The 20,706-nt window shown below is 46.7% G+C and carries 26 protein-coding genes and 3 tRNA genes; 7 read left to right on the forward strand and 22 right to left on the reverse strand.

From position 1 onward, the window contains the following. Positions 1–88 precede the first annotated feature (88 nt). From Q4A89_RS02700 to prmA, 11 genes are all read right to left on the reverse strand, one after another. Positions 89–1,795, reverse strand: a complete 1,707-nt coding sequence (locus tag Q4A89_RS02700) for an acyl-CoA dehydrogenase family protein (RefSeq protein WP_303183574.1) — start codon at positions 1,793–1,795, stop codon at positions 89–91. An 8-nt stretch (positions 1,796–1,803) separates the two neighbouring features. Continuing rightward, a complete protein-coding gene (locus Q4A89_RS02705; RefSeq protein ID WP_303183577.1) occupies positions 1,804–2,823 on the reverse strand; it encodes an electron transfer flavoprotein subunit alpha/FixB family protein in 1,020 nt (339 codons plus the stop codon). Between the two features lie 14 nt (positions 2,824–2,837). Next, the gene (locus Q4A89_RS02710; RefSeq protein WP_303183578.1) at positions 2,838–3,005 is read right to left on the reverse strand and encodes a hypothetical protein; all 168 of its coding nucleotides are present in this window, start codon (positions 3,003–3,005) and stop codon (positions 2,838–2,840) included. A gap of 82 nt (positions 3,006–3,087) precedes the next feature. Further along, entirely contained in the window at positions 3,088–3,975 is an 888-nt protein-coding gene (locus Q4A89_RS02715) for an electron transfer flavoprotein subunit beta/FixA family protein (RefSeq protein WP_303183637.1), read from the reverse strand. A gap of 417 nt (positions 3,976–4,392) precedes the next feature. Then, positions 4,393–5,199, reverse strand: a complete 807-nt coding sequence (gene kdsA / locus Q4A89_RS02720; protein ID WP_303183579.1) for a 3-deoxy-8-phosphooctulonate synthase — start codon at positions 5,197–5,199, stop codon at positions 4,393–4,395. Positions 5,200–5,220: 21 nt separating this feature from the next. Then, positions 5,221–6,135 carry a tRNA (adenosine(37)-N6)-dimethylallyltransferase MiaA gene (gene miaA / locus Q4A89_RS02725; protein WP_303183581.1) on the reverse strand — a complete coding sequence of 305 codons (915 nt, stop codon included), beginning with the start codon at positions 6,133–6,135 and terminating at the stop codon, positions 5,221–5,223. 617 nt (positions 6,136–6,752) lie between these two features. Beyond that, a complete protein-coding gene (gene gap, locus Q4A89_RS02730) occupies positions 6,753–7,763 on the reverse strand; it encodes a type I glyceraldehyde-3-phosphate dehydrogenase (RefSeq protein WP_124752158.1) in 1,011 nt (336 codons plus the stop codon). A 249-nt stretch (positions 7,764–8,012) separates the two neighbouring features. Next, the gene (locus Q4A89_RS02735; RefSeq protein WP_303183583.1) at positions 8,013–8,285 is read right to left on the reverse strand and encodes a hypothetical protein; all 273 of its coding nucleotides are present in this window, start codon (positions 8,283–8,285) and stop codon (positions 8,013–8,015) included. A gap of 76 nt (positions 8,286–8,361) precedes the next feature. Next, on the reverse strand, positions 8,362–8,763 hold the full coding sequence (locus tag Q4A89_RS02740; RefSeq protein WP_303183585.1) for a hypothetical protein: 402 nt from the start codon (positions 8,761–8,763) through the stop codon (positions 8,362–8,364). A gap of 7 nt (positions 8,764–8,770) precedes the next feature. Next, entirely contained in the window at positions 8,771–8,998 is a 228-nt protein-coding gene (locus Q4A89_RS02745) for a YtxH domain-containing protein (protein ID WP_303183587.1), read from the reverse strand. A gap of 88 nt (positions 8,999–9,086) precedes the next feature. Then, positions 9,087–9,965, reverse strand: coding sequence for a 50S ribosomal protein L11 methyltransferase (gene prmA, locus Q4A89_RS02750; RefSeq protein ID WP_303183588.1), 879 nt, complete (start codon positions 9,963–9,965; stop codon positions 9,087–9,089). A 216-nt stretch (positions 9,966–10,181) separates the two neighbouring features. Here prmA and Q4A89_RS02755 point away from each other — a divergent pair, with 216 nt between their 5' ends. The 6 genes from Q4A89_RS02755 to Q4A89_RS02780 all read left to right on the forward strand — a co-directional run bounded on the left by Q4A89_RS02755 (position 10,182) and on the right by Q4A89_RS02780 (position 15,028). After that, the gene (locus tag Q4A89_RS02755; RefSeq protein WP_303183590.1) at positions 10,182–11,198 is read left to right on the forward strand and encodes a hypothetical protein; all 1,017 of its coding nucleotides are present in this window, start codon (positions 10,182–10,184) and stop codon (positions 11,196–11,198) included. Between the two features lie 11 nt (positions 11,199–11,209). Further along, positions 11,210–12,034, forward strand: a complete 825-nt coding sequence (locus Q4A89_RS02760) for an AraC family transcriptional regulator (protein WP_303183592.1) — start codon at positions 11,210–11,212, stop codon at positions 12,032–12,034. An 82-nt stretch (positions 12,035–12,116) separates the two neighbouring features. Next, complete coding sequence (locus Q4A89_RS02765; protein ID WP_303183594.1) at positions 12,117–12,749, forward strand: DUF417 family protein; 633 nt, start codon at positions 12,117–12,119, stop codon at positions 12,747–12,749. Positions 12,750–13,095: 346 nt separating this feature from the next. After that, a complete protein-coding gene (locus tag Q4A89_RS02770) occupies positions 13,096–13,965 on the forward strand; it encodes an alpha/beta fold hydrolase (protein ID WP_303183596.1) in 870 nt (289 codons plus the stop codon). Further along, the gene (locus Q4A89_RS02775) at positions 13,966–14,436 is read left to right on the forward strand and encodes an RNA polymerase sigma factor (RefSeq protein ID WP_303183598.1); all 471 of its coding nucleotides are present in this window, start codon (positions 13,966–13,968) and stop codon (positions 14,434–14,436) included. It abuts the gene before it with no gap. Then, a complete protein-coding gene (locus tag Q4A89_RS02780) occupies positions 14,429–15,028 on the forward strand; it encodes a hypothetical protein (RefSeq protein ID WP_303183600.1) in 600 nt (199 codons plus the stop codon). The genes Q4A89_RS02775 and Q4A89_RS02780 overlap by 8 nt, the downstream gene beginning before the upstream one ends. Before the next feature lie 86 nt (positions 15,029–15,114). On the opposite strand, the gene Q4A89_RS02785 is transcribed toward Q4A89_RS02780, so the two are convergent. From Q4A89_RS02785 to Q4A89_RS02835, 11 genes are all read right to left on the reverse strand, one after another. Then, a complete protein-coding gene (locus Q4A89_RS02785) occupies positions 15,115–15,708 on the reverse strand; it encodes a hypothetical protein (RefSeq protein ID WP_303183602.1) in 594 nt (197 codons plus the stop codon). A 21-nt stretch (positions 15,709–15,729) separates the two neighbouring features. Beyond that, the gene (gene galE / locus Q4A89_RS02790; protein ID WP_303183603.1) at positions 15,730–16,764 is read right to left on the reverse strand and encodes a UDP-glucose 4-epimerase GalE; all 1,035 of its coding nucleotides are present in this window, start codon (positions 16,762–16,764) and stop codon (positions 15,730–15,732) included. A 178-nt stretch (positions 16,765–16,942) separates the two neighbouring features. After that, positions 16,943–17,098, reverse strand: a complete 156-nt coding sequence (locus tag Q4A89_RS02795) for a DUF4295 domain-containing protein (protein WP_014223751.1) — start codon at positions 17,096–17,098, stop codon at positions 16,943–16,945. 24 nt (positions 17,099–17,122) lie between these two features. Beyond that, the gene (rpmG, locus tag Q4A89_RS02800; protein WP_014223752.1) at positions 17,123–17,311 is read right to left on the reverse strand and encodes a 50S ribosomal protein L33; all 189 of its coding nucleotides are present in this window, start codon (positions 17,309–17,311) and stop codon (positions 17,123–17,125) included. 24 nt (positions 17,312–17,335) lie between these two features. Beyond that, the gene (gene rpmB / locus Q4A89_RS02805) at positions 17,336–17,575 is read right to left on the reverse strand and encodes a 50S ribosomal protein L28 (RefSeq protein WP_303183608.1); all 240 of its coding nucleotides are present in this window, start codon (positions 17,573–17,575) and stop codon (positions 17,336–17,338) included. Between the two features lie 100 nt (positions 17,576–17,675). Continuing rightward, positions 17,676–17,759, reverse strand: a tRNA-Leu gene (locus tag Q4A89_RS02810). A gap of 12 nt (positions 17,760–17,771) precedes the next feature. Beyond that, a tRNA-Leu gene (locus Q4A89_RS02815) sits at positions 17,772–17,853 on the reverse strand. 121 nt (positions 17,854–17,974) lie between these two features. Further along, positions 17,975–18,047, reverse strand: a tRNA-Gly gene (locus Q4A89_RS02820). 250 nt (positions 18,048–18,297) lie between these two features. Then, positions 18,298–19,068: an SGNH/GDSL hydrolase family protein gene (locus Q4A89_RS02825; protein WP_303183609.1), complete on the reverse strand. Its 771-nt coding sequence runs from the start codon at positions 19,066–19,068 to the stop codon at positions 18,298–18,300. Between the two features lie 62 nt (positions 19,069–19,130). Next, on the reverse strand, positions 19,131–19,628 hold the full coding sequence (locus Q4A89_RS02830; protein ID WP_303183611.1) for a prolyl-tRNA synthetase associated domain-containing protein: 498 nt from the start codon (positions 19,626–19,628) through the stop codon (positions 19,131–19,133). Positions 19,629–19,648: 20 nt separating this feature from the next. Further along, positions 19,649–20,461 carry a purine nucleoside phosphorylase I, inosine and guanosine-specific gene (locus Q4A89_RS02835; RefSeq protein WP_303183613.1) on the reverse strand — a complete coding sequence of 271 codons (813 nt, stop codon included), beginning with the start codon at positions 20,459–20,461 and terminating at the stop codon, positions 19,649–19,651. Positions 20,462–20,512: 51 nt separating this feature from the next. Between Q4A89_RS02835 and Q4A89_RS02840 the strand changes: the two genes are divergently transcribed. Then, a partial coding sequence (locus Q4A89_RS02840; protein WP_303183615.1) for a hypothetical protein occupies positions 20,513–20,706 on the forward strand: 194 nt, incomplete at its 3' end.

The raw sequence follows: 20,706 nt of genomic DNA on the forward strand, positions 1-20,706 counted from the left end.
CCCATTCTTACACACCTAAAGAGGGTGTGCCCAAACATTGCGTTTTGACACACCCTCATTTTCGTTACTCGGTATAGTAACTTTGTTTTTACTCTCTGCGGTAGGCCTTCAGGTCTTCGACGCTGAAGTTTTCGATAAACGAACGGATTTTGTATATCTCCGCTTTACCGTAGTGGAGGTAAACCTGCGTAGAAGGCAGGAACGAATCGTCCGTATGGGCGCTTTGCAGCAACAGGTAACCGAATACGCAATGCGTCGCTGCTTCGACGAGGCGACGGGCAAGGAAATCGAGGTACTCGTTGTCTTTCGCCTCGGTCACTTTCGTCACTAACTGCTCGTACGTATCGGTCATCGCGATGAGGTCTTGCTTCAGCGACGAGAGTTCGGGCTTGTATTCCATCGCTTCATATTCGCGCAGTCTCGCGAGGTATGTGCCTGTGGTGACGTGGCGGATGGCCGCAACGACCTGTAATTGGGTCGTTCCTTCGTAAATATTCGTGATACGTGCGTCGCGATAGAGACGTTCGCAGGCATAATCTTTCATAAAACCCGATCCGCCGTGAATCTGTATCGCGTCGTAGGCGTTCTGGTTCGCAAATTCGGTCGACATGCCTTTGCCCATCGGGGTGAACGCATCGGCCAGCTTGGCGTATTTCTTCTGCTCCTGACGTTCTTCGGGCGTGAGTTTGCGCTCGCGCGAGATGTCGTCCAGCACTTTGTAGACATCGACGAAACGTGCCGTTTCATAGAGCATGGCGCGTACGGCATCGGTACGGGCACGCATCATGGCTACCATCTCGTAGACGGCCGGAAAGTCCAAAATGGCTTTGCCGAACTGCCGACGTTCCTGCGCATATTTGTATCCTTCCTGATAGGCCGCTTCGCAGAGTCCCACGGCTTGCGCCATGATGCCCAAACGGGCGCCGTTCATCAGCGCCATGACGTATTTGATCAATCCGAGCCGGCGCTCGCCGCAGAGCTCAGCCTTCGCATTGTTGAATACCAGCTCACAGGTGGGGGAACCTTTGATGCCCATCTTGTTTTCGATGCGGCGGACGTTCACGCCTCCGTTTCGCTTGTCGTAGATGAACATCGAAAGGCCGCGTCCGTCTTTTGTTCCTTCTTCCGAGCGGGCGAGTACGAGATGGATGTCCGAGTCGCCGTTGGTGATAAAACGTTTCACGCCGTTCAGTCGCCAGCAATTCTCTTTCTCGTCGAACGTGGCTTTGAGCATCACCGATTGCAGGTCGCTACCGGCATCGGGTTCGGTCAAGTCCATCGACATCGTTTCACCCTTGCACACACGGGGGATATAGTGTTTGTGCTGCTCTTCGTTCCCGAATTCGTAAAGCGTTTCGGCGCAGTCCTGCAATCCCCAGAGATTTTCGAATCCGGCATCGGCGCGCGACACGATGTCGGCGGCCATGATGTAAGGCACGATGGGGAAGTTCAGCCCGCCGTAACGGCGCGGCATGGCCATGCCCATCAGTCCGGCTTTACGTACGGCATCGAGGTTTTCCTGCGTGCCGCGGGCGTATGTTACTCGTCCGTTGGCCACCGTCGGGCCTTCCTGATCGACGCTCTCGGCATTCGGAGCAATGACTTCGGCGCTGATCTCGCCGACCATCTCGAGCACGCGCTCGTAACTGTCCATCGCATCGTCGAAGTCGATGGGAGCATAATCGTATTCGTCTTTATCTTTGAATTCGCGTTCCTTCAATTCCACAATCCGCCGCATCAGCGGGTGATGCAGGTGATGACGCAACGAGGGGGTATCTAAATAAAAGTTTGCCATGATAATCGTTATTTACTGTTCTTCTTGTAGTATTTAATCATTTTGGGGATTACGTTTTCGACCGTGCCGGTGATCACGTAGTCGGCAATCGCGTTGATCGGGGCGTTGGGATCGCTGTTGATCGAAATGATGATCGAACTTTCCTGCATTCCCGCGATGTGCTGAATCTGTCCGGAGATGCCGCAGGCGATATACAGTTTGGGGCGTACGGTGACGCCGGTTTGTCCCACCTGCCGGTCGTGATCGGTGAATCCCGCATCGACGGCTGCGCGCGATGCGCCTACTTCGGCATGCAGTTCTTTGGCGAGGTCGAACAGCAGCTTGAAGTTCTCTTTCGAGCCGACGCCGTAACCACCGGCGACAACGATCGGTGAGCCTTTCAGGTTGTGTTTCGCCTTTTCGACATGGCGTTCGATCACCTGCACGACATAATCCGTCTCGGAAACGAATTGCGACACGTCGTGCCTGATCACTTTGCCTTGATAGTTGGCATCGAAGATTTCTTTCTTCATCACTCCTTCGCGTATGGTCGCCATCTGCGGGCGATGTTCGGGGTTGATGATCGTCGCGACGATATTCCCGCCGAACGCGGGACGTATCTGGTAGAGGAGGTTCTCGTATGTCTTGCCGGCTTTTTTGTCTTCATGCTTGCCGATTTCGAGCGCCGTACAGTCGGCCGTCAACCCGCTTGTCAGCGCCGACGATACGCGCGGCCCAAGGTCTCGACCGATGACGGTTGCTCCCATCAGGGCAATTTGCGGCTTCTCCTGCTCGAAGAGCTTAATCAGGATCGACGTGTGAGGCAGCGAGGTGTACGGATCGAGTCGCTCGTCGTCGAACAGATGCAGTACATCTACACCGTACGGCATCACTTGTTTTTCTACGCCGTCGAGCTTGCTTCCCGCTACGACAGCCTCCAGACCGCAGTTCAGTTGATTGGCCAGCGAACGTCCTTTGGTAAGCAGTTCGAGGCTGACATCGGCAATCGTGCCGCCATCTATTTCGCAATATACAACTATGTTGTTCATTATGTATCGTATTTTTATTTGTTTATTTTAAATGTAGTCATCATGTAATTGATGTAGTCAATATAATCAATATAGTCGATGTCATCAAGGTAGTCAATGTAGCGAAAGCACTTAGAGTAGTAAAAGTAGTCCATGCCGTCAGTACCGTCGATGTTGTCCATGTCGTCGATGTGTAGTATCATGATTCATACGACTAATTGTTCAAAAGACTTGGTTGCCATACCTTACTACCCTTAACTGCTCCGACTCCTGTTCTCTCTCCCTCTACCCGATCGTATGATTACCGATTAATTCTTTCATCAGAGCTTCGATATCACTGTCCGAGTCGGTAAACGATTTGTTTTCTTTCGTCTGGAAAACGATATTTTCGACCGTTTTCACTTTCGTCGGTGAGCCGGATAGTCCGCATTGTGCTACGTCGCCGTTTACGTCGGCTACCGACCATTCGATGATGTTCAGGTACGGGCGATTCTCATACAGCTCGGCATAAGGCAGTGCAGCGCCGTTTTTCGTCCGCTCGGCCTTCTCCTGTGCTCCCAATGCCCGTTTGTACTTCTGTACCAGCTTGGCGTTGCGCGGGCGGCACGGTGCGGCCGATCCGTTAACCGTTACAACGATAGGCATCGGCGCTTCGACCGTTTCGATTCCTCCGGGAATTTTACGTTTGGCCGTGATCCGGTTGTTTTCGATTTTGACAATCTCTTCGGTGTACGTGATTTGTGTCAGGCCGAGTTTCTCGGCCACCTGAGGCCCTACCTGTGCCGTGTCGCCGTCGATCGCCTGCCGTCCGCCGATAATCAGGTCAAACGAGCCAATTTTTTGGATCGCCAGCGCCAGCGCGTACGATGTGGCGAGCGTATCTGCCCCGGCAAATGCGCGGTCGGTCAGCAGGTAGCCGTCGTCCGCTCCGCGATATAATCCTTCGCGGATGATTTCTGCCGCACGTCCCGGCCCCATGGTCAGGATCGTGACGGTCGTACCCGGATGTTGTTCTTTGAGACGTAATGCCTGTTCCAGCGCGTTGAGGTCTTCCGGATTGAAGATGGCGGGAAGCACGGCTCGATTGATCGTACCGTCTTCTTTCATGGCGTCTTTCCCGACGTTGCGGGTGTCTGGCACTTGTTTGGCCAATACAATGATTTTCATTCGTATATATAATTTTATGTGAATAATCGCTTACGAATATATAGAAGGTCGTTGCATGTTTTAGAACGGCTACGGAAGCATGTAATAGTGCCCGTTGCAAGCAGTTTCGACCTGTTTTCATCCCTGCGTTATCGTCTGCAAAAGTAATGAATGATTTCGGATTTCAAAGTTTTTTGAAAAGAAATTGCACATCTTAGGTGTTTTTGTGCATATCGGTGAATAAAAGACTTTCCGTGCGAAAAGGACAAGGCGTGGTTTCGTATCAGGTTCCTGATCGTTATTTTGCTCTTCCGAAGTCCAGCGTTGATGCTTTTAGGAGCATTTCGCTTCTTCGAGATATCGTTTATATTCTTCCGAAAGAGCCCCGAAATCGTTACAAATAAATACTCGGTGGGCGAGGGGAAAATCTCTGTTTTTTTATTTCTACGGATGCTGTACAGCCTGCCGTATCCGTACCAGTTTTGTCAGAAGGCCTTCCAGCAGTTCGAGCGGAAGCATATTGGTTGCGTCCGACTTGGCTTGTGAAGGTTCGGGATGCGTCTCGATAAATAATCCGTCCGTACCCACGGCCACGGCGGCTTTGCCAATCGTTTCGATCAGTTCGGGTAGCCCGCCCGAAACGCCCGACGTTTGGTTGGGTTGCTGCAACGAGTGTGTGATGTCCGTAATCACGGGGAAGCCGTATTGCCGCATCTTGGGGATACCGCGGAAATCAACGACTAAATCGGTATAACCGAAGGTGGTTCCACGTTCGGTAAGGAACACGTTCCGGTTACCTGCATCTACCACTTTCTGTGCCGCATATTGCATCGATTCGGGCGCAAGAAACTGTCCTTTTTTAATGTTGACGATTTTTCCGGTCTTTGCCGCGGCGATCAGCAAATCGGTCTGGCGGCAGAGGAAGGCGGGAATCTGCAACATATCTACGTAGTTGGCTGCTAAGGCGGCTTCGTGCGTCTCGTGTATGTCCGTAACGGTCGGAATATCGAACGTTTCGCCTACCTTGCGCAGGATGCGTAGCGCTTTTTCGTCGCCGATACCCGTAAACGAATCGATGCGCGAACGGTTCGCCTTGCGGTACGATCCTTTAAAAACGTAAGGAATATGAAGTTTTTGAGTAATTTCGACGATTTTTTCCGCGATACGTAAAGCCATATCCTCGCTTTCGATGACGCAAGGGCCGGCCAGTAAAAAGAAATTCTTCGAGTTTGTTAATCGTTCAATAACCATTGTGATATGATGTTGGATAAGTCAATTCATAAGTGCTTTGCATCGGGCGATTTTCTCTTCCGTCGGCCACGCCTGATCGAGCCAGTGGATCGTAAAACCGCGCCGTTCCATGCCGCGGAACCAGGTCATTTGTCGCTTGGCAAACTGATGGATCGCGATCTCTAATTGTTCGACCATTTCGTGGTAAGTCAGTTTGCCGGTCAGGTGCAGCGTGATAAATTTATATTCGAGGCCGTAGTAAATCAGATCGTCCGGCGCGATGCCCGAATTGAGAAGCGCCTGTACTTCTTCGAGCATGCCCTGTTCGAGGCGTGCATGAAGTCGCCGGGTGATACGCTCACGCCGCAACTCACGATCGATATCAAGTCCGATAATCAGACTGTGTATCGGCTCGAACTCGTTCCGTTCGGGAGCCTGCGTTTGATAAAATTCTTCGATCTCGATGGCGCGGATGGCACGCTGGGCGCTGTCTATATCCGTTTTGTTATGCAGGGTTTTGTACGAAGCAAGTATCGCCTCAAGTTCTTCGAGCGACTTACCTCTGAGCGATTCGCGAAGTTCCGGGTTGGGCGGCACATCGAGCAGCTTGTATCCTTTGAGTACCGCTTCGATATACATGCCTGTTCCTCCGCACAAAATCGGTACGATGCCTTGCTGTCTGAGATTATCGAATAGATGAAAAAAATCGTGTTGATACCGGAAGACGTTGTATTTTGTGCCCGGCTCGCAAATATCAATCAGATGGTACGGAATCTTTTTTGCACCGACGGTATAGTCGTCCAAATCTTTGCCCGTGCCGATGTCCATCCGGCGATAGACTTGTCGTGAATCGGCGCTGATGATTTCAGTATTCAGATCCGCAGCCAATGCTGCGGCAAAACTTGTTTTGCCGCAAGCGGTTGGCCCTAAGATGGTAATCAGTTCGTATGTTCTCATTCTATGCTCGCACAAAAGTACGGAGAAAACCGGATATCCCCAAATCCGACGAACCTTTCATTCCGTGTGTTGACCGTCCTTAAAAGAACATATTATAGCAGGCGGTAAACTTTTGTTTTTTCACTTTTACCTCTGCTTCCCTTACGTCTTTTTCGACGTTTGCACTCTCTTCGGATACTTCGATCCGAACCTCTTGACCTTCGCAATAATAATCCCTGTTCGCATAGAGGTCATTCTTTGCGATGTCACTGTTCCCTGTTGAAGTCTTTATAAGACTTTTTGAAAAGAATTTTTTCATCGCTTCTGAATTTTAAATTAGACATCTGATGAAAAAGGCCCGAAAGCTTTTTCATCGGCTATAAATATAACACAAAAAAAACGGATTGGTTACTCCGAGACTTTGTTTTTATGATTATTTAACTGTTTTTAGATTTGAGGAAAAGGAGATTTGTTTATAAAAACGGTTGTGTCATGGCGTTGTTTCGGCTCTTCCGGAGCGTTTTTTCGTACAATCTATCCGATGGCAGGAAAGTGAGTTGGCAGAATCGCCTAAAAAAAGACTGCCTCACTTGAAAAAGGGGCAGTCTCTTTTTTGTTTTTATGAATCGATAAACGGATTATCCGTTTACTTTTGCCATGTGAGCAATCAAATCAAGCACTTTGTTCGAGTAGCCGATTTCGTTATCGTACCATGCAATCACCTTCACGAATGTGTCTGTCAGATAAACTCCGGCGTTGGCATCGAAGATCGAAGTCAGTTCGCAGCCGAGGAAGTCGGAAGAAACGACAGCGTCTTCCGTGTATCCCAGAATACCTTTCAGTTCGCCTTCTGCGGCTTCTTTCATCGCCTGGCAGATCGCTTCTTTCGTAGCCGGTTTTTCCAGGTTGGCCGTCAGGTCTACAACCGACACGTCCAAAGTCGGTACGCGCATCGAAATACCCGTCAGTTTCCCGTTCAACGACGGAATAACTTTACCTACTGCCTTAGCGGCACCGGTCGACGACGGGATGATGTTGCCCGAAGCAGCACGTCCGCCTCTCCAGTCTTTCAACGAAGGACCGTCTACGGTCTTCTGAGTAGCCGTTGTCGAGTGAACGGTCGTCATCAAGCCTTCCTTGATACCGAATTTGTCGTTCAATACTTTGGCGATAGGAGCCAGACAGTTGGTCGTACAAGAAGCGTTCGACACGAATTTTGTTCCTTTCTCGTATGCGTCGTGGTTCACACCGCAAACAAACATGGGGGTATCGTCTTTCGACGGGGCCGACATTACGACGTACTTCGCACCTGCGTCGATATGTCCTTGAGCTTTTTCTTTCGTCAGGAAGAGACCGGTAGACTCTACTACATATTCGGCGCCTACTTCATTCCATTTCAGGCTGGCCGGGTCTTTTTCTGCGGTGACGCGGATTGCTTTGCCGTTGACGATCAACTGGCTTTTCTCCACGCTATATTCAACGGTTCCTTTAAAGCGGCCGTGCATTGTATCGTACTTGAGCATATAAGCCATGTAATCTACCGGACAGAGGTCGTTAATTCCAACGATTTCAATGTCATTTCTTGTTTGGGCAGCACGGAACACAAAACGTCCGATACGGCCAAATCCGTTAATACCTACTTTTGTCATTGTTGTATAATTTTAAAAAGGTTTGAAATATAATGTCATTTTGATTTTTCTGTTTAACAGCCACAAGGGGTGGCGCATGATGCGCATATCCATAATATGCTTGCGATCATTGTTAAAACCATGATAATACGCTTCATGTTTAATCTTTTTGCCTTGATTTCTACGGGCGCAAAGGTATGAATTTTTTCTTGTTTGAAGCCTATTCAAGAAGAAAAACATGCTTCATAACATAAATTAATTCTTGGATGTTCACTTTCTCTTTGAAGAGAACAAATTTCCAATCCATTTTTTAGCCCGTCTGATGCCCCAGGCGATAAGCAACGGTTGTGCGAATTCCCAGGCATAGGGAATGAGGCCGGTACCTAACGACAAGAAATCGGCCGGTCGCAGCGATGAAAGCGAAGCAACCGAAGGAGCCGGAGAAAGGGCCGCAGCTTTTTTCTTTTCCGATTTGGAAGAACCGGACGTCGAGAAGAGGGCGGAAATGCCAGAGAAGAGAAGGCGGCCAGCGTTTTCACGCATATACCGAAATTCTTCGTTTAGTTTCTGCTCTTGTATCCGACATAATAGCCGGAGGCGTTCTCTATCAGTCTGCAATTTACTCAGCGGTGTCTGTTTCGGAAGGGTCATGTTCATCGGTTTCATCGGTTTTATGGTCATTGGCAATCAGTGCTGCAATTACGGTATTCAAAACGCGCGTTTGTATTTTTTCCTTGAAAAGAACAACTCCTCCGATCATCAGGAGGTAGATGCCTACAACGATCGAAAAACCAATGCCTTTCGAGTTGAGCCATTCGCCCAGAAAGAAACCGAGCGCAAGGAAAATAAAGAGACTCAGGAAGAACCCGAGTGTAAGTAGTATCAGGCCATATGAAAGGACCGAAATGACTTTTCCCGTCCGTTCATAAGTACCTAATTTCAGCAGTTCAAATTTTAATTCACCGTAGGTGGTGATATCTTTTTTCAGTTCTCGGAAGAAGTTTTCCGTATCAAGTTTCATATAAACATTATTTTACTTCGGTGGCTTGGGCTTCTTCAACGAGTTCGTGTATCCGGCTTTCTTTGAATTTGGAAACAGCCGACTGAAATCCGTCTTTCACTTTTCCTACCATCTCGTTTAATTCGTCGAATAATTCTCCTTTCTTATCTGTTGCGGCCAGGTAGCCTATCGTTGCCCCCACTGCGGCTCCAATCACGAGGCCTAATAGTAATTTGGGATCTACATTTCTGTTCATAGCGGTTTATATTATAAAAATGAATACTCCTACAAATATAAGATTTCTTTTCAGCCAATCAAATGATTGTAATGGTTTTTAATGTTATTTAAGAGTTGAGTCCGTCTGTGTTTTCGTGTCTTTTTTCTGTCCGCACGGCCACCCATTGATCGCGGGATGTGTGCGAAAGAAGCGTCAGCCTGTTCAGTCGGCATTCTTTTTCTATCGCGGGGATATCTTCTTCGTAGAAACCACTCATATAAAGCTGTCCGCCGCATTTTAGTACCGATACATAGTGGCGGATGTTATTCAGCAGGATGTTGCGGTTGATGTTGGCAAAGATATAATCGAACGTTCCGAAATGTGGGAGGCATTCTGCTCCACCTTGTTCTATTCGTATATCGGGATTGTTGTTGAGCCGGCAATTCTCAATCGCGTTTCGGTAGGCCCACTCGTCGATGTCGATGGCGACAACACGCTGAGCATGTTTACGAGCCGCCAAAATGGCGAGTACGGCGGTGCCGCATCCCATGTCGAGCACTTCCTTGCCGCGCAGATCAAGCGCGAGCATCTCACAGAGCATGAGATAAGTCGTGGCGTGATTGCCGGTGCCGAATGCCATTCTCGGGTCGATGACGAGGGTATGCTCGTATCCTTCTTCCGGCTTGTGAAACGATGCGCGGATAAGGCATTGCTTGCCGATGCGGATGGGCTGAAAATAGTTTTTCTCCCATTCCTCGTTCCAGTTTCGGGCTGCAATCGGTGTGTGCGTATGATGAATGACCGTTTCTTCGAGCGGAAAAGCGGACAGGCAATCTGTCAAAGTGTCAGGCTGAAAGGCGGAGACGGGGATATAGGCTTTCAGGCCGTTTTCGTCAGATACAAAGCTTTCAAATCCAATAGTTCCCAGTTCGGTCGCCAAAATATCGTTAATCACTTCTGTAGCTACAAGCGATGTGTAGCTGAATTGAAATTCGTAATAATCCATAATGCGTCATAAAGCTGCCCGACAAAGATAGTAAATTCGGCAGATATGTATTTGTCTTTTTTATACTCGTTCAAGCCTGTCGCACCAAAAGCTTTTTGTTTCTTTTTTTTCGGTTAAAATTATGCCGGAAATCGCATGTTTTGTAGAAAAAATACGATATTTGTACCGGATGAATAAACAGGACAGATGGAAGCACACCTCAATAAAAATAAAAAGATGAAGATAAAAGCACAGCTGTTATTGGTCGGCCTTATGATGTTCTCGGTCGCTTGTCTAAGCAACAAAAAGCAAACGTCATACGAAGAGGATATTACGTATGATTACTACCGTAACGATCATTACGGTTATACGGTGGTTTATCCTTTATTCCTCCTACCCGAGGGCGAAGGTCGTGAGGAGGGGCAAACGTTCGTAGCAGACGATGGGATATCGAACATGCAGGTGTACCGGACCGACAAAGCCGGTCTTTCGCTTGAAGAGGCTTACCGGAAAGATATTGAAGGGCGGAACGTCTCCGAAAAGCAACTTGAGAAGAACTTTTACCGGATGGTATGGAAGGAGAGGCAAAATACTTGTATGCAATATACCTTTTGGGGTTACGAATCGTTTCATGAACTGAAATTTACGTATACGCCTCAAAATGCCTCTCGTTTCGGGGCGGTTATTCCGGTCGTTGTCGAGTCGTTGATGGTCGATGGATTAGGCCGGGAAGAGGATGAAGATCCCGACGGGTTTATTAGTTTCCTGTTTGAGTTCCTAGATGTATGCTTCTATGAAAAGAACCTGAATCGACTGATTCGGGATCATGACCCATGCTTGTCGCCTTACATCGATCCTCAAATGGGTTTGCAACGCTACTATGCACCGGGAGTTTTTGTTTATTTGGCCGGAAGTGACCGGAATTTCGGGTTCGACGAATACGGTGATTTTACGTTCGAGCCGTGTGCAGGGGGCGAGATTTCGGTGACGGAACTTCCGGACGGGAAGAGCGCGTGTGAACTGGAATTCGATAACGAAGGTGAAGTATATTATGAATCGGTGGAGAAGGTGCCCGATGTCGTAGTGAATGCGGAAACCCTCGAGACGAAGCCCGTCGTCTTGCCGTATTCTGACGCCCAAATACGCGTCGTTTACGTGCCTAACAAGCATCATTCTCCCGTGGCGCTCTACTTTGTCCTCACTCCGGACGGCTGGAAATTCGTCTTTATCGATGACACGTTGTGCGGAGCTTAAAAAAGGCGGCTATGCATCGAATAAAATTGTTCCAATGTAAGGCAAGTGATTTTTCGCAGTCTTTCTCTTCGCCCGATTATCATATTTTACTGTTTAAGGGTGAAGGGGATTTTTCGGTCGATTTTACAACATACCGTTGCAACGGGGCGACGGTACTCTTTTTTACGCCTTTTCAAACGCTGGTATGGGGTTCCGGCGATCAGATTGAAATCGAAGGATTGGCTTTTCACGGCGATTTTTATTGCATCGAATATCACAAACACGATGTGGCCTGCAACGGGTTGCTCTTTAATAATATATATATGTATCCGCATATCACGGTTTCGGATACCGATTTCGATGAGCTTCATTTTTTGCTCGGAAAAATACGTCGTGAGCTGACGTGTGACTCTTCGTTCTCCGACGCTATTCTGAAAGCCTATCTACAACTGATTCTCGCTCTTTGCAGCCGGACGAAAAAACAACAGTTACACGAAGTCGAAGCGGCTGCCATCGACTGGACGCGGGAGATGAACGACATCCGTCAACTGATCGATACGCACTTTCTGACCCAACGCAGCCCTTCGTTTTATGCATCGGAGTTGGCCCTTTCTCCCAGCGCCTTATCGAAAAAAACACGGCAGTTTTTCGGGAAAACTCCCACGCAGTTGATTCAAGATCGGGTAGTGCTCGAAGCAAAAAAGATGTTGCACTTGACCCGAATTCCCATAAAAGAAATTGCGACTCAGCTTAACTTCGAGGATGTCTTTTATTTCAGCCGCTACTTCAGAAAAACCGTCGGGCTGTCGCCTCTTCATTATCGGCAGGAAGTCGGTATCTCGATCGTGGCAAAATAGTCTATGTATTATCCGTTTCTGTCCATTGTCGGAAACGATTGCCATCCTTACCTTTGCACCAAAATTTTTAAAAGACATGACGATGGAAAAAATTAAAACTTGGATCGACTACGGTCTCCATTTTTTGGCTGATAGCCAAACACATTTTATTAACTTTGTCCGCGTGGCCATCTTTATTGTAATGGCTTGGATCGGAGGGCTCAAAGCTTTTCAGTACGAAGCCGACGGCATTGTGCCTTTTGTTTCTAACAGTCCTTTTATGAGTTTTTTGTATCAACGCTCCGATAAAATGACCATTAACGAAAAAGGCGAAACGGTGAAAGAATATACCGTGCATCGGAATCCCGAAGGAAAAATGGTGGCCCGCAACATTGAATGGCACAAATCGAACGGAACCTACCTCTTCTCTTACGGTTTAGGGACGTTTATTGTGTTGATTGGCACGTTGGTTCTGCTCGGAATATGGAGCCCGAAAATCGGAGTTGTAGGAGGCGTACTTACTTTTTTGATGTCAATTGTCACGCTCTCGTTTCTGGTTACGACTCCCGAAACATGGGTACCCAACCTCGGAGGGGACATGCCTACGCCCAACTACGGATTTCCGTATCTTTCGGGGGCCGGAAGACTCGTGATAAAAGATGTCATTATGATGGCCGGCGGTTTAGTCGCGGCAGCAGACTCTGCCCGGCGTCTCTTGAGAAAACAAAACAACTGATTTCTCTCCGGCAGCTTTCGTAAAGGTTGCCGGATTTTTTTATCTTATTATCATTGTTTTTGCGACCAATGAATATATCCTTTACTTATCATTGCAAAAGAAATCTGAATGATACAGAACATCTTTTTTGCCGGCAGGGGAAAAATGATAATTGATATTAGAAAAACACTCCTTTTAAGAAATATATTCTCTCTTTTTGAAACCATGAGATTGCCCTTAATTCGATATAAAATAGCTCGAAATCAATGAAAAATATTTTTTGCACCCTGTTTTGACCACTTCTCTTTTTTACTCCATATTGTAACATTTAGCTTCTTTTCGTATCTAATGGATGTGAAAATAAATAATGAATAAAATGAGAACATCTGGAATTTTAAAAACAGCCTGCCTGCTCAGTATTTTCTTGATTCATAGTGTTGTATTGGGAGGGCAAGTAGCAACAAAAGCGTTTGAAGTTGTGAAAAGTGGACAAGGTAAGCAAGCACTTATCTTTATACCCGGATTTGCCTGTTCGGGAGAAGTCTGGGATGAAACAAAAGTTTATTTCGAGAATGATTATACTTGTTATACGTTGACCATGGCCGGTTTTGCAGGCGTAAAACCACAAGCACATCCTTCGTTCGAATGTTGGAAGGATAGTATTGTTCAATTTATTTATAGTCATTCGATTGAACAACCTGTTGTCGTAGGACACAGCATGGGAGCGGGCTTGGCTATGGTACTTGCGGCCGACCATCCCGAACTGATCGCTAAAATTGTTGTCGTCGATGGATTACCTTCTTTACCAGCCTTGATCAATCCGGATTTTAAAGCTGTAGAGAAACCTGATTGTACTTCACATGTTCAGCAGTTTTGTTCGGTTACGGACAGCCAATTTTATCATATGCAGAAAATATCTATTTCGCAACTAGTGAGTGATACTTCCAGACAAGCCTTGATCCTAGAGTGGAGTCTTCGATCAGACCGAAAAACATTGGCAGAGATGTATTGCAGTTTTGCCAATACTGATTTGAGGAGGCGGATAAAACAGATACAATGTCCTGCACTTATCTTGCTGGCTGCACCATTCAGAGGAATGAAACTGGCAGTCGAAGAGCAGTTCAAGTATCTCCCCCAAGCAGATATTCAGTATTCCGATAAAGCCTTACATTTTATAATGTATGACGATAAAGCATGGTATTTAAGTTGGCTAACTGATTTTATAAGAAAGCCATAAATGGTTTTTGAAAAGATTTATCAAATGTATTGGCCAAGGGTGTTCCGCTTGTGCATGGGCTATACGAATGACTATAGTTTGGCTCAAGACATGGCGCAAGAGACGTTTCTTGTCATATGGAAAGCGTTACCGCAATTCAGAGGAGAAGCAAACATCGAGACATGGATTTTCAGGATTGCAACGAATAACTGTCTGCGGTATATCGAAAAGGAAGCTCGTTTTCCTAAAGCGGAATTTCCGGTACATGGAGTGGGAGAGGAGCAGCCAACAGATACGGAATGTCAAATTCGGCAGCTTTATGCGTATATTTCAGCTCTTCCCGAAATAGAGCGTATCATTATTTCGTTAATGCTAGAGGGAGTAAAACAGTCTGATATTGCTGATGTGGTAGGGCTTTCAAATGCCAATGTAAGGGTGAAAATCCATCGAATCAAAGAAAAATTAGCTCGTAATTTTAAAGAAAATGAATAGGAATAAAATGGATATTACTCATCTGTGGAAAGAGCAGAAAGTAGAGCCACCAAGCATAGAAGAACTTTTCTTCAAGATGGAACGTCTGAAAAGAACGAACAGAAAAACAATACTGTTTCTGAATCTGATTCTCTTCAGTACCACGATTGTTATTTTATTTATCTGGTATTCTTATCAACCACGATTTCTGAGCACCAAGTTGGGGGCTTGTTTGACGATATGTGCTATGGGTATTTATGTGATTGCGGCTCATCGAGGTCGACTATTGTTCCGACGCATAAACAGAAGTGATGGGGATGCCCGTTCTAATTTGAATTTGTTTCTGTCAATCAAAAAGAGGCAGCGGGTTATGCAAACGATTGTACTGAATTTGTATTTTATATTTTTTTCGGTTGGAATACTTCTTTATATGTATGAATATGTTGCTCTCATGACTTTCTGGAAAGCCCTTCTTGCCTACCTTTCCATCATCGTCTGGATCAATGTGAATTGGTTTTACTTTCGTCCGAAACAGATTCGAAAGCAGCAGCAGAAGTTGAATGACATCATCGACCGTTTACAACATATTTGCGATCAGATGAATCGATTGTAAAACGCTTTTCTAAAAAAAGAAGATGGCCTTAGGCGTATTCACTTTGTAGAGAATAGGCAAGGCCATCATCCTTTCTTCTTTTGGTCTTACTTCTGTTCGTGGACGGTAAATCCTTCCGGAATCGTAAACTTGTCGGTGGGTATCGACTCGTTCTCTTTGATTTCTTTGGCTTCGTCCGTAACAATGACCTGTCCCTCGTTGACGGACTCGAATTTCAGCATGATACCTTCCCATATCCAGACCGTCGCCTGGAACTTCATGTCGCCCTGCGGAATGTCGAGCATATATTTTTTACATAATTTACCGGCTATTTCTTCTTCGCCGCTTTCCTTGATGTTGTATTTCGTCCTGTCTTCCTGGGTGAGGTTGCGGTAGTTATACGGTTCATCGGGTGCAGGCATCCGGTAAGCTTTTTTTTCTTCCATATCGATGGAAACATTCGTTTTTCCTTCGGCAATCGTACGCATGAGTTTCTCCATATTCGCGACTTTAATATGCAGTTCGGTCGCTTCCTTTTCGCCGTAATCGTCGAAGTAAAGCGTGTTCTGCATCTTTTGTCCCATGGCCGTCACTTCTTTTTTGATCACGGCCGATTTGATACCGTACTTCGTCATTTCCTGTGCCGAGAGTCGGATGCCCGACAATAAAAGCATGCCGGTAATAAACAGTCTTATTTTCATATTGTTCGTTTTGTGATGAGGTTATGATTGGTTCCTTAATTTCTTTTGCCATTCCCAAGCGGATTTAAGCGTGTCAGCCAGTGTCTCTCGAGCTGTCCAGCCAAGCGTTTCGTTGGCGTGTTTCGGGTCTGCCCAGACTTTCTCGATATCTCCTTCGCGACGTCCGGTAATCTTATGCGGCACCTTGACGCCTGTGGCTTCTTCGAATGTGCGGATCAGCTCGAGTACGGAGACGCCGCGCCCTGTGCCGAGATTGAATATTTCCAGCGGCTCGTTCGATGCATTGTTCAGCATCCGGTCGATAGCGATGACATGTGCCTTGGCCAAGTCTACCACATTGATGTAGTCACGTATGCATGAGCCGTCCGGGGTATTGTAGTCGTTCCCGAAGACACTCAGCTCCTTACGTATGCCTGCTGCCGTCTGTGTCAGGAAAGGGACGAGGTTTTGCGGAATGCCGATAGGCAACTCGCCGATTTCGGCCGAGGGATGTGCGCCGATCGGGTTGAAATAGCGTAGCAGGATACTTTTGAAGGGCGCTCCCGCATGAATCGTATCGCGTATGATTTCTTCGTTGATCTGTTTCGTGTTGCCGTAAGGCGAGCAGGCCGGCTGAATGGGCGCCTCTTCGGTGACTGGCAGATGGTCGGCGTCCGGCTGTCCGTAGACTGTGCACGACGAAGAAAAGACAAGCCCTTTGATACCGTGCTTGGGCATCAGTTCGAGCAGGTTGATCAGTGAAACGAGGTTGTTGCGATAATATTTCAACGGTTTTTGTACGGATTCGCCTACCGCCTTGCTGGCTGCAAAGTGGATGATTCCTTCGATACCCGGATGGTCGGTCATCACTCGGTCTAATGCTTCCTTATCGTTACAGTCGACGGCTTCGAAAACAGGTCGCTGTCCTGTGATTTTTTCAATACCGTCAAGCACACCGATCTCCGAATTCGATAAATTGTCGATGCTGATTACTTCATAGCCTGCGTTTTGCAGTTCTACCGTCGTATGCGAACCGATGTAGCCGGTTCCGCCTGTTACTAATATTTTCTTCGTCATAAGAGTTTGAGTTTTGTATCGCCAAAGGTATGTAATTTATTTCGTTCCGTCATGTTTTTCTTTTGAACAAGGGGCCTAAAAAAGAAAATCACAACAAAGCGAACTTTGCTGTGACTTATACTAGTTACTTGTATTGATTATCCAATAAATCTTACCGTGATTATTGAAGCTTCGTTACTTACTTCTTAAAATAATCCTTTACCGAGTCGTTCGGGATCATTTCTTCTTGGAAGATGTATGCTCCCGTTTTGGGCGATTTTACCATCTTAATCACTTTGGAATAAGTACGTCCGCCTTCTCCTGACTTAAAGGTTGCCACCGTTTTTTTTGCCATGGTTCAAATCTCCTATAAAAATAATTACTTAATTTCCTTATGTAAGGTCATCTTCTTTAAAATCGGGTTATATTTCTTTAACTCCAACCGCTGTGTCGTATTTTTACGGTTTTTTGTTGTGATATAACGCGACATTCCGGGAAGACCGCTTTCCTTATGTTCCGTACATTCGAGAATGACCTGTACTCTGTTTCCTTTTACTTTTTTTGCCATTGTTCGTTTCCTCCTCTATCTACGTTATGCACCTAAATATCCTTTATCAGCAGCTTTCTTGATGGCTGCATCCAAACCGATCTTATTGATCAGACGCAAGCCGGCAGCCGATATGTTCAGACGGATCCAGCAATCTTGTTCTACCCAATAGAACTTTTTGGTAAACAAGTTCACATTAAACTTGCGCTTCGTCCGTACATTCGAATGTGCGACATTGTTTCCCGACATCGCTTTCTTTCCGGTAATTTGACAAATCTTAGACATTGCTTTATTTTTTTCTTCTTATTTTATCCATCAAAGGACGCTAAGAGCCACATTCTTCCTCTTGTCATGGAGGGAAAAACTCTACGCGTCTTTTTCTACGTACGCAGGATGAGATTTGAACTCACACACCGTTGCCGGCACTACCCCCTCAAAGTAGCGTGTCTACCAATTCCACCACCTGCGCATATTGAAGGGGTGCCCAGAACAGGACTCGAACCTGCATGCCTCTCGACACACGCACCTGAAACGTGCGCGTCTACCAATTCCGCCACCTGGGCTTACTTCAATTTTTCTTCAAGGCGATCGCTTCTCGCTCTTTGTTCATCCTCTGTCAAGGAAAGCTCTCGTAATTTTGGCTTTTCAGCAACAAAAAAGGGGAGAGACCTCCTTTACATCAAGAGCGGAAGACGGAACTCGAATCCGCGACCCCAACCTTGGCAAGGTTGTGCTCTACCAACTGAGCTACTTCCGCGTTGTTTTTTTGCTTTCGTAGTTTGTAGGTTTTTGCTTTTACCTTGCCAAGGTTGTAACCTTTATCTTTTGGGGGCAAGGCTGTGCTCTACCAACTGAGCTACTTCCGCACTATTCGCTAAGTACTTTTATGATTAGCGGGTGCAAAGATAGAGTCTTTTTTTGATATCGCAAGCGTTCTGCCATTATTTTTTTGAAATACTTGCCGGAATAATGGCAGAACGCCCTTTATCAAACGCTTTTGTAGCGGATTATTTTTTTAAGCCGGTTGCTTCCAGCCAGACATCGGCCATCAGTTGACGACCGGGTAAGTCGGGGTGTACACCATCAGCGGACCAGTAACGGGCGGGAGCCAGCTTCATCGCCGCATCGAAGGCCGACTGATAGGGCACAAAGACTGCCCCGAATTCATTGGCCAGTTTTTTCAGCGACATCCGATATGCATCGAACATCGGGAACCATTTCGGCTCGTCGATAGCCGATCCGCCGCGAAGAGCAAAAGGTTCACCCAAAACAAGCTGGGTGTGCGGGAGTTTCTCTTTTGTATAATTCAGCAGATCGCGCAGGTCGTTTTCATACGTTTCTGCTGTTCCCTTGTATCCGCTCGAAAGCGTATGCCAGAAATCGTTTACACCGATCAGAATACTCAGTATATCGGGTATAAACGCCAGGGTATCGACTTCCCATCGGCTACGCAATTGGTACACTTTATTCCCGCTGATGCCGCGATTGTATATTTTGACTTGCTTGTCGGCATATGTTTTTAGCAGTTGTGTCGCCGCCAGCAACGGATAACCGGGACCTATCATATCGAACGTATTGCAATCGACGGCCTCTCGGTTTCGTCCGCAGTCGGTGATTGAATCGCCTTGAAAAAGAATCACGGCATTGTTCTTGATCGTGATCTTCGGAGCCGAAACGCCATTTTGTTCGTTGACAACTGCTTTGGCCAGTTCAGGGAGAGACAGCATGCTTAATCCTGCCAACGTTGTGTTTTTCAAAAAATCTCGTCTTGTTTTCATCGTATTCGTTATATTTTTTTTGTTCCTAAATTCATACTTTTCACTTTTCACTCTTCACTTTTTTATAAATCATACAAATCGATCCATTCGTACGTATTCTGGGTGTGTTCCATGAAGCGTATGAAGTCATTGCTCGAAATGATGAGTGAAGCCGTATTGATGCACGGATGGAAACTCAGTCGAGCAGCTTTCTGCAAGTTACGGTCCAGAAAAACATGTACGTGATGCGCCTCGTCGTGTATCAGTCCGAAAGGGGTTACCGAACCGGGAGTGACGCCAAGATATTTTATCATCCGTTTTTCGGAAGCAAACGTAAGTTTTCCTTGTCCAAGAAGTTTTTCTATGGCGTGTATATCCATCGAGCAATCACAATCGAGAATGACCAAATAATGACGGTTTCCCTTATGGTTGCGGAAAAACAAGTTTTTGCAGTGCTTCGCATCGTGTCCCGCCCAATATTGCTTGGCGATCTCGATCGTCGGTGCGGGCGGATGCTCAAGGTATTCGAACTCGATATCGAGTTGTTTCAGCAGCGCGTAAAGACGCGGGTCTCCGTTCATCGTTTGCAAGAGCCTGGGCGTTAGATTCGTTTGATCAATTCCGAGAAGAGCAGGGTCATGACGTCGGTGGCACGGTTGGCGGCTTTCACGACTTCTTCACCATCGTTCACGAAATCGTCCGCGAAATGGTAGCCTTCGTTCGTGATGACCGACATCCCAAAGACACGCAGTCCGGCATGACGGGCAACGATTACTTCCGGCACCGTACTCATACCGATGGCGTCGCCGCCCACTTTGCCGTAAAACGCATATTCGGCCGGCGTCTCATACGAAGGGCCGGTAAGGCCGACATAAACGCCTTTCTTGAGCGGTATGCGATGTTCTTCGGCAATGGCTTCGACGTGCTTGATAAATTCACGGTCGTAGGCGCGTGTCATATCTGGGAAGCGTGTCCCGAAGGCTTCGTTGTTCGGGCCGATTAACGGGTTCGGCAGCATATTGATATGGTCGCGGATGATCATCAGATCGCCTACATGAAAGGTATGATTGATACCTCCGGCCGCATTCGAAACGAGCAGATTTTTGACACCAAGCAGCTTCATCACACGTACGGGAAAGGTGACTTGCTGCATGGTGTATCCTTCGTAATAATGGAAACGTCCCTGCATGGCCATCACCTGCCGTCCACCGAGTGTTCCGAAAATCAGATTCCCTTTGTGTCCCGTGGCTGTAGAATTCATGAAGTGAGGAATTTCGGTATATGGGATAATCGTCGCTTCTTCAATTCTGTCGGCCAGTGCTCCCAACCCGCTGCCGAGAATAATCGCTGTCTCCGGCTGTTTTTTGATTTTTGAAGCCAGATAATCCGCGGCTTCCTGATACGTTGTTTTCATCGTTTCTCTATTTATTAACACGACACAAAGGTATAAAAACATTCCATATATTTGAATGGAGCCATGCGGATGTTTTTGTCCCTGCGAAATCATTTATCACAAACCGACAGTCCATTTTTTTATGCTGACGATTCATTTTTTCGTTCTGACGGGGTGTTTTTTGCTTCTGTCAGCCTGTTTTTTCGTTCTGATAAGTCGTGTTTTGTTTATGACATTCCAATTTTTTATGCTGAAGAAACGTTTTT

This window comes from Tannerella sp., from assembly GCF_030528505.1.
In the GTDB taxonomy this organism is placed as follows: domain Bacteria; phylum Bacteroidota; class Bacteroidia; order Bacteroidales; family Tannerellaceae; genus Tannerella.

Coding starts and splice junctions, on each gene's coding strand:
- Q4A89_RS02700 (WP_303183574.1), bottom strand. CDS start 1,795: ATGGCAAACTTTTATTTAGATACCCCCTCGTTGCGTCATCACCTGCAT.
- Q4A89_RS02705 (WP_303183577.1), bottom strand. CDS start 2,823: ATGAACAACATAGTTGTATATTGCGAAATAGATGGCGGCACGATTGCC.
- Q4A89_RS02710 (WP_303183578.1), bottom strand. CDS start 3,005: ATGATACTACACATCGACGACATGGACAACATCGACGGTACTGACGGC.
- kdsA (WP_303183579.1), bottom strand. CDS start 5,199: ATGGTTATTGAACGATTAACAAACTCGAAGAATTTCTTTTTACTGGCC.
- miaA (WP_303183581.1), bottom strand. CDS start 6,135: ATGAGAACATACGAACTGATTACCATCTTAGGGCCAACCGCTTGCGGC.
- gap (WP_124752158.1), bottom strand. CDS start 7,763: ATGACAAAAGTAGGTATTAACGGATTTGGCCGTATCGGACGTTTTGTG.
- Q4A89_RS02735 (WP_303183583.1), bottom strand. CDS start 8,285: ATGCGTGAAAACGCTGGCCGCCTTCTCTTCTCTGGCATTTCCGCCCTC.
- Q4A89_RS02740 (WP_303183585.1), bottom strand. CDS start 8,763: ATGAAACTTGATACGGAAAACTTCTTCCGAGAACTGAAAAAAGATATC.
- Q4A89_RS02745 (WP_303183587.1), bottom strand. CDS start 8,998: ATGAACAGAAATGTAGATCCCAAATTACTATTAGGCCTCGTGATTGGA.
- prmA (WP_303183588.1), bottom strand. CDS start 9,965: ATGGATTATTACGAATTTCAATTCAGCTACACATCGCTTGTAGCTACA.
- Q4A89_RS02755 (WP_303183590.1), top strand. CDS start 10,182: ATGAAGATAAAAGCACAGCTGTTATTGGTCGGCCTTATGATGTTCTCG.
- Q4A89_RS02760 (WP_303183592.1), top strand. CDS start 11,210: ATGCATCGAATAAAATTGTTCCAATGTAAGGCAAGTGATTTTTCGCAG.
- Q4A89_RS02765 (WP_303183594.1), top strand. CDS start 12,117: ATGGAAAAAATTAAAACTTGGATCGACTACGGTCTCCATTTTTTGGCT.
- Q4A89_RS02770 (WP_303183596.1), top strand. CDS start 13,096: ATGAATAAAATGAGAACATCTGGAATTTTAAAAACAGCCTGCCTGCTC.
- Q4A89_RS02775 (WP_303183598.1), top strand. CDS start 13,966: ATGGTTTTTGAAAAGATTTATCAAATGTATTGGCCAAGGGTGTTCCGC.
- Q4A89_RS02780 (WP_303183600.1), top strand. CDS start 14,429: ATGAATAGGAATAAAATGGATATTACTCATCTGTGGAAAGAGCAGAAA.
- Q4A89_RS02785 (WP_303183602.1), bottom strand. CDS start 15,708: ATGAAAATAAGACTGTTTATTACCGGCATGCTTTTATTGTCGGGCATC.
- galE (WP_303183603.1), bottom strand. CDS start 16,764: ATGACGAAGAAAATATTAGTAACAGGCGGAACCGGCTACATCGGTTCG.
- Q4A89_RS02795 (WP_014223751.1), bottom strand. CDS start 17,098: ATGGCAAAAAAAACGGTGGCAACCTTTAAGTCAGGAGAAGGCGGACGT.
- rpmG (WP_014223752.1), bottom strand. CDS start 17,311: ATGGCAAAAAAAGTAAAAGGAAACAGAGTACAGGTCATTCTCGAATGT.
- rpmB (WP_303183608.1), bottom strand. CDS start 17,575: ATGTCTAAGATTTGTCAAATTACCGGAAAGAAAGCGATGTCGGGAAAC.
- Q4A89_RS02825 (WP_303183609.1), bottom strand. CDS start 19,068: ATGAAAACAAGACGAGATTTTTTGAAAAACACAACGTTGGCAGGATTA.
- Q4A89_RS02830 (WP_303183611.1), bottom strand. CDS start 19,628: ATGAACGGAGACCCGCGTCTTTACGCGCTGCTGAAACAACTCGATATC.
- Q4A89_RS02835 (WP_303183613.1), bottom strand. CDS start 20,461: ATGAAAACAACGTATCAGGAAGCCGCGGATTATCTGGCTTCAAAAATC.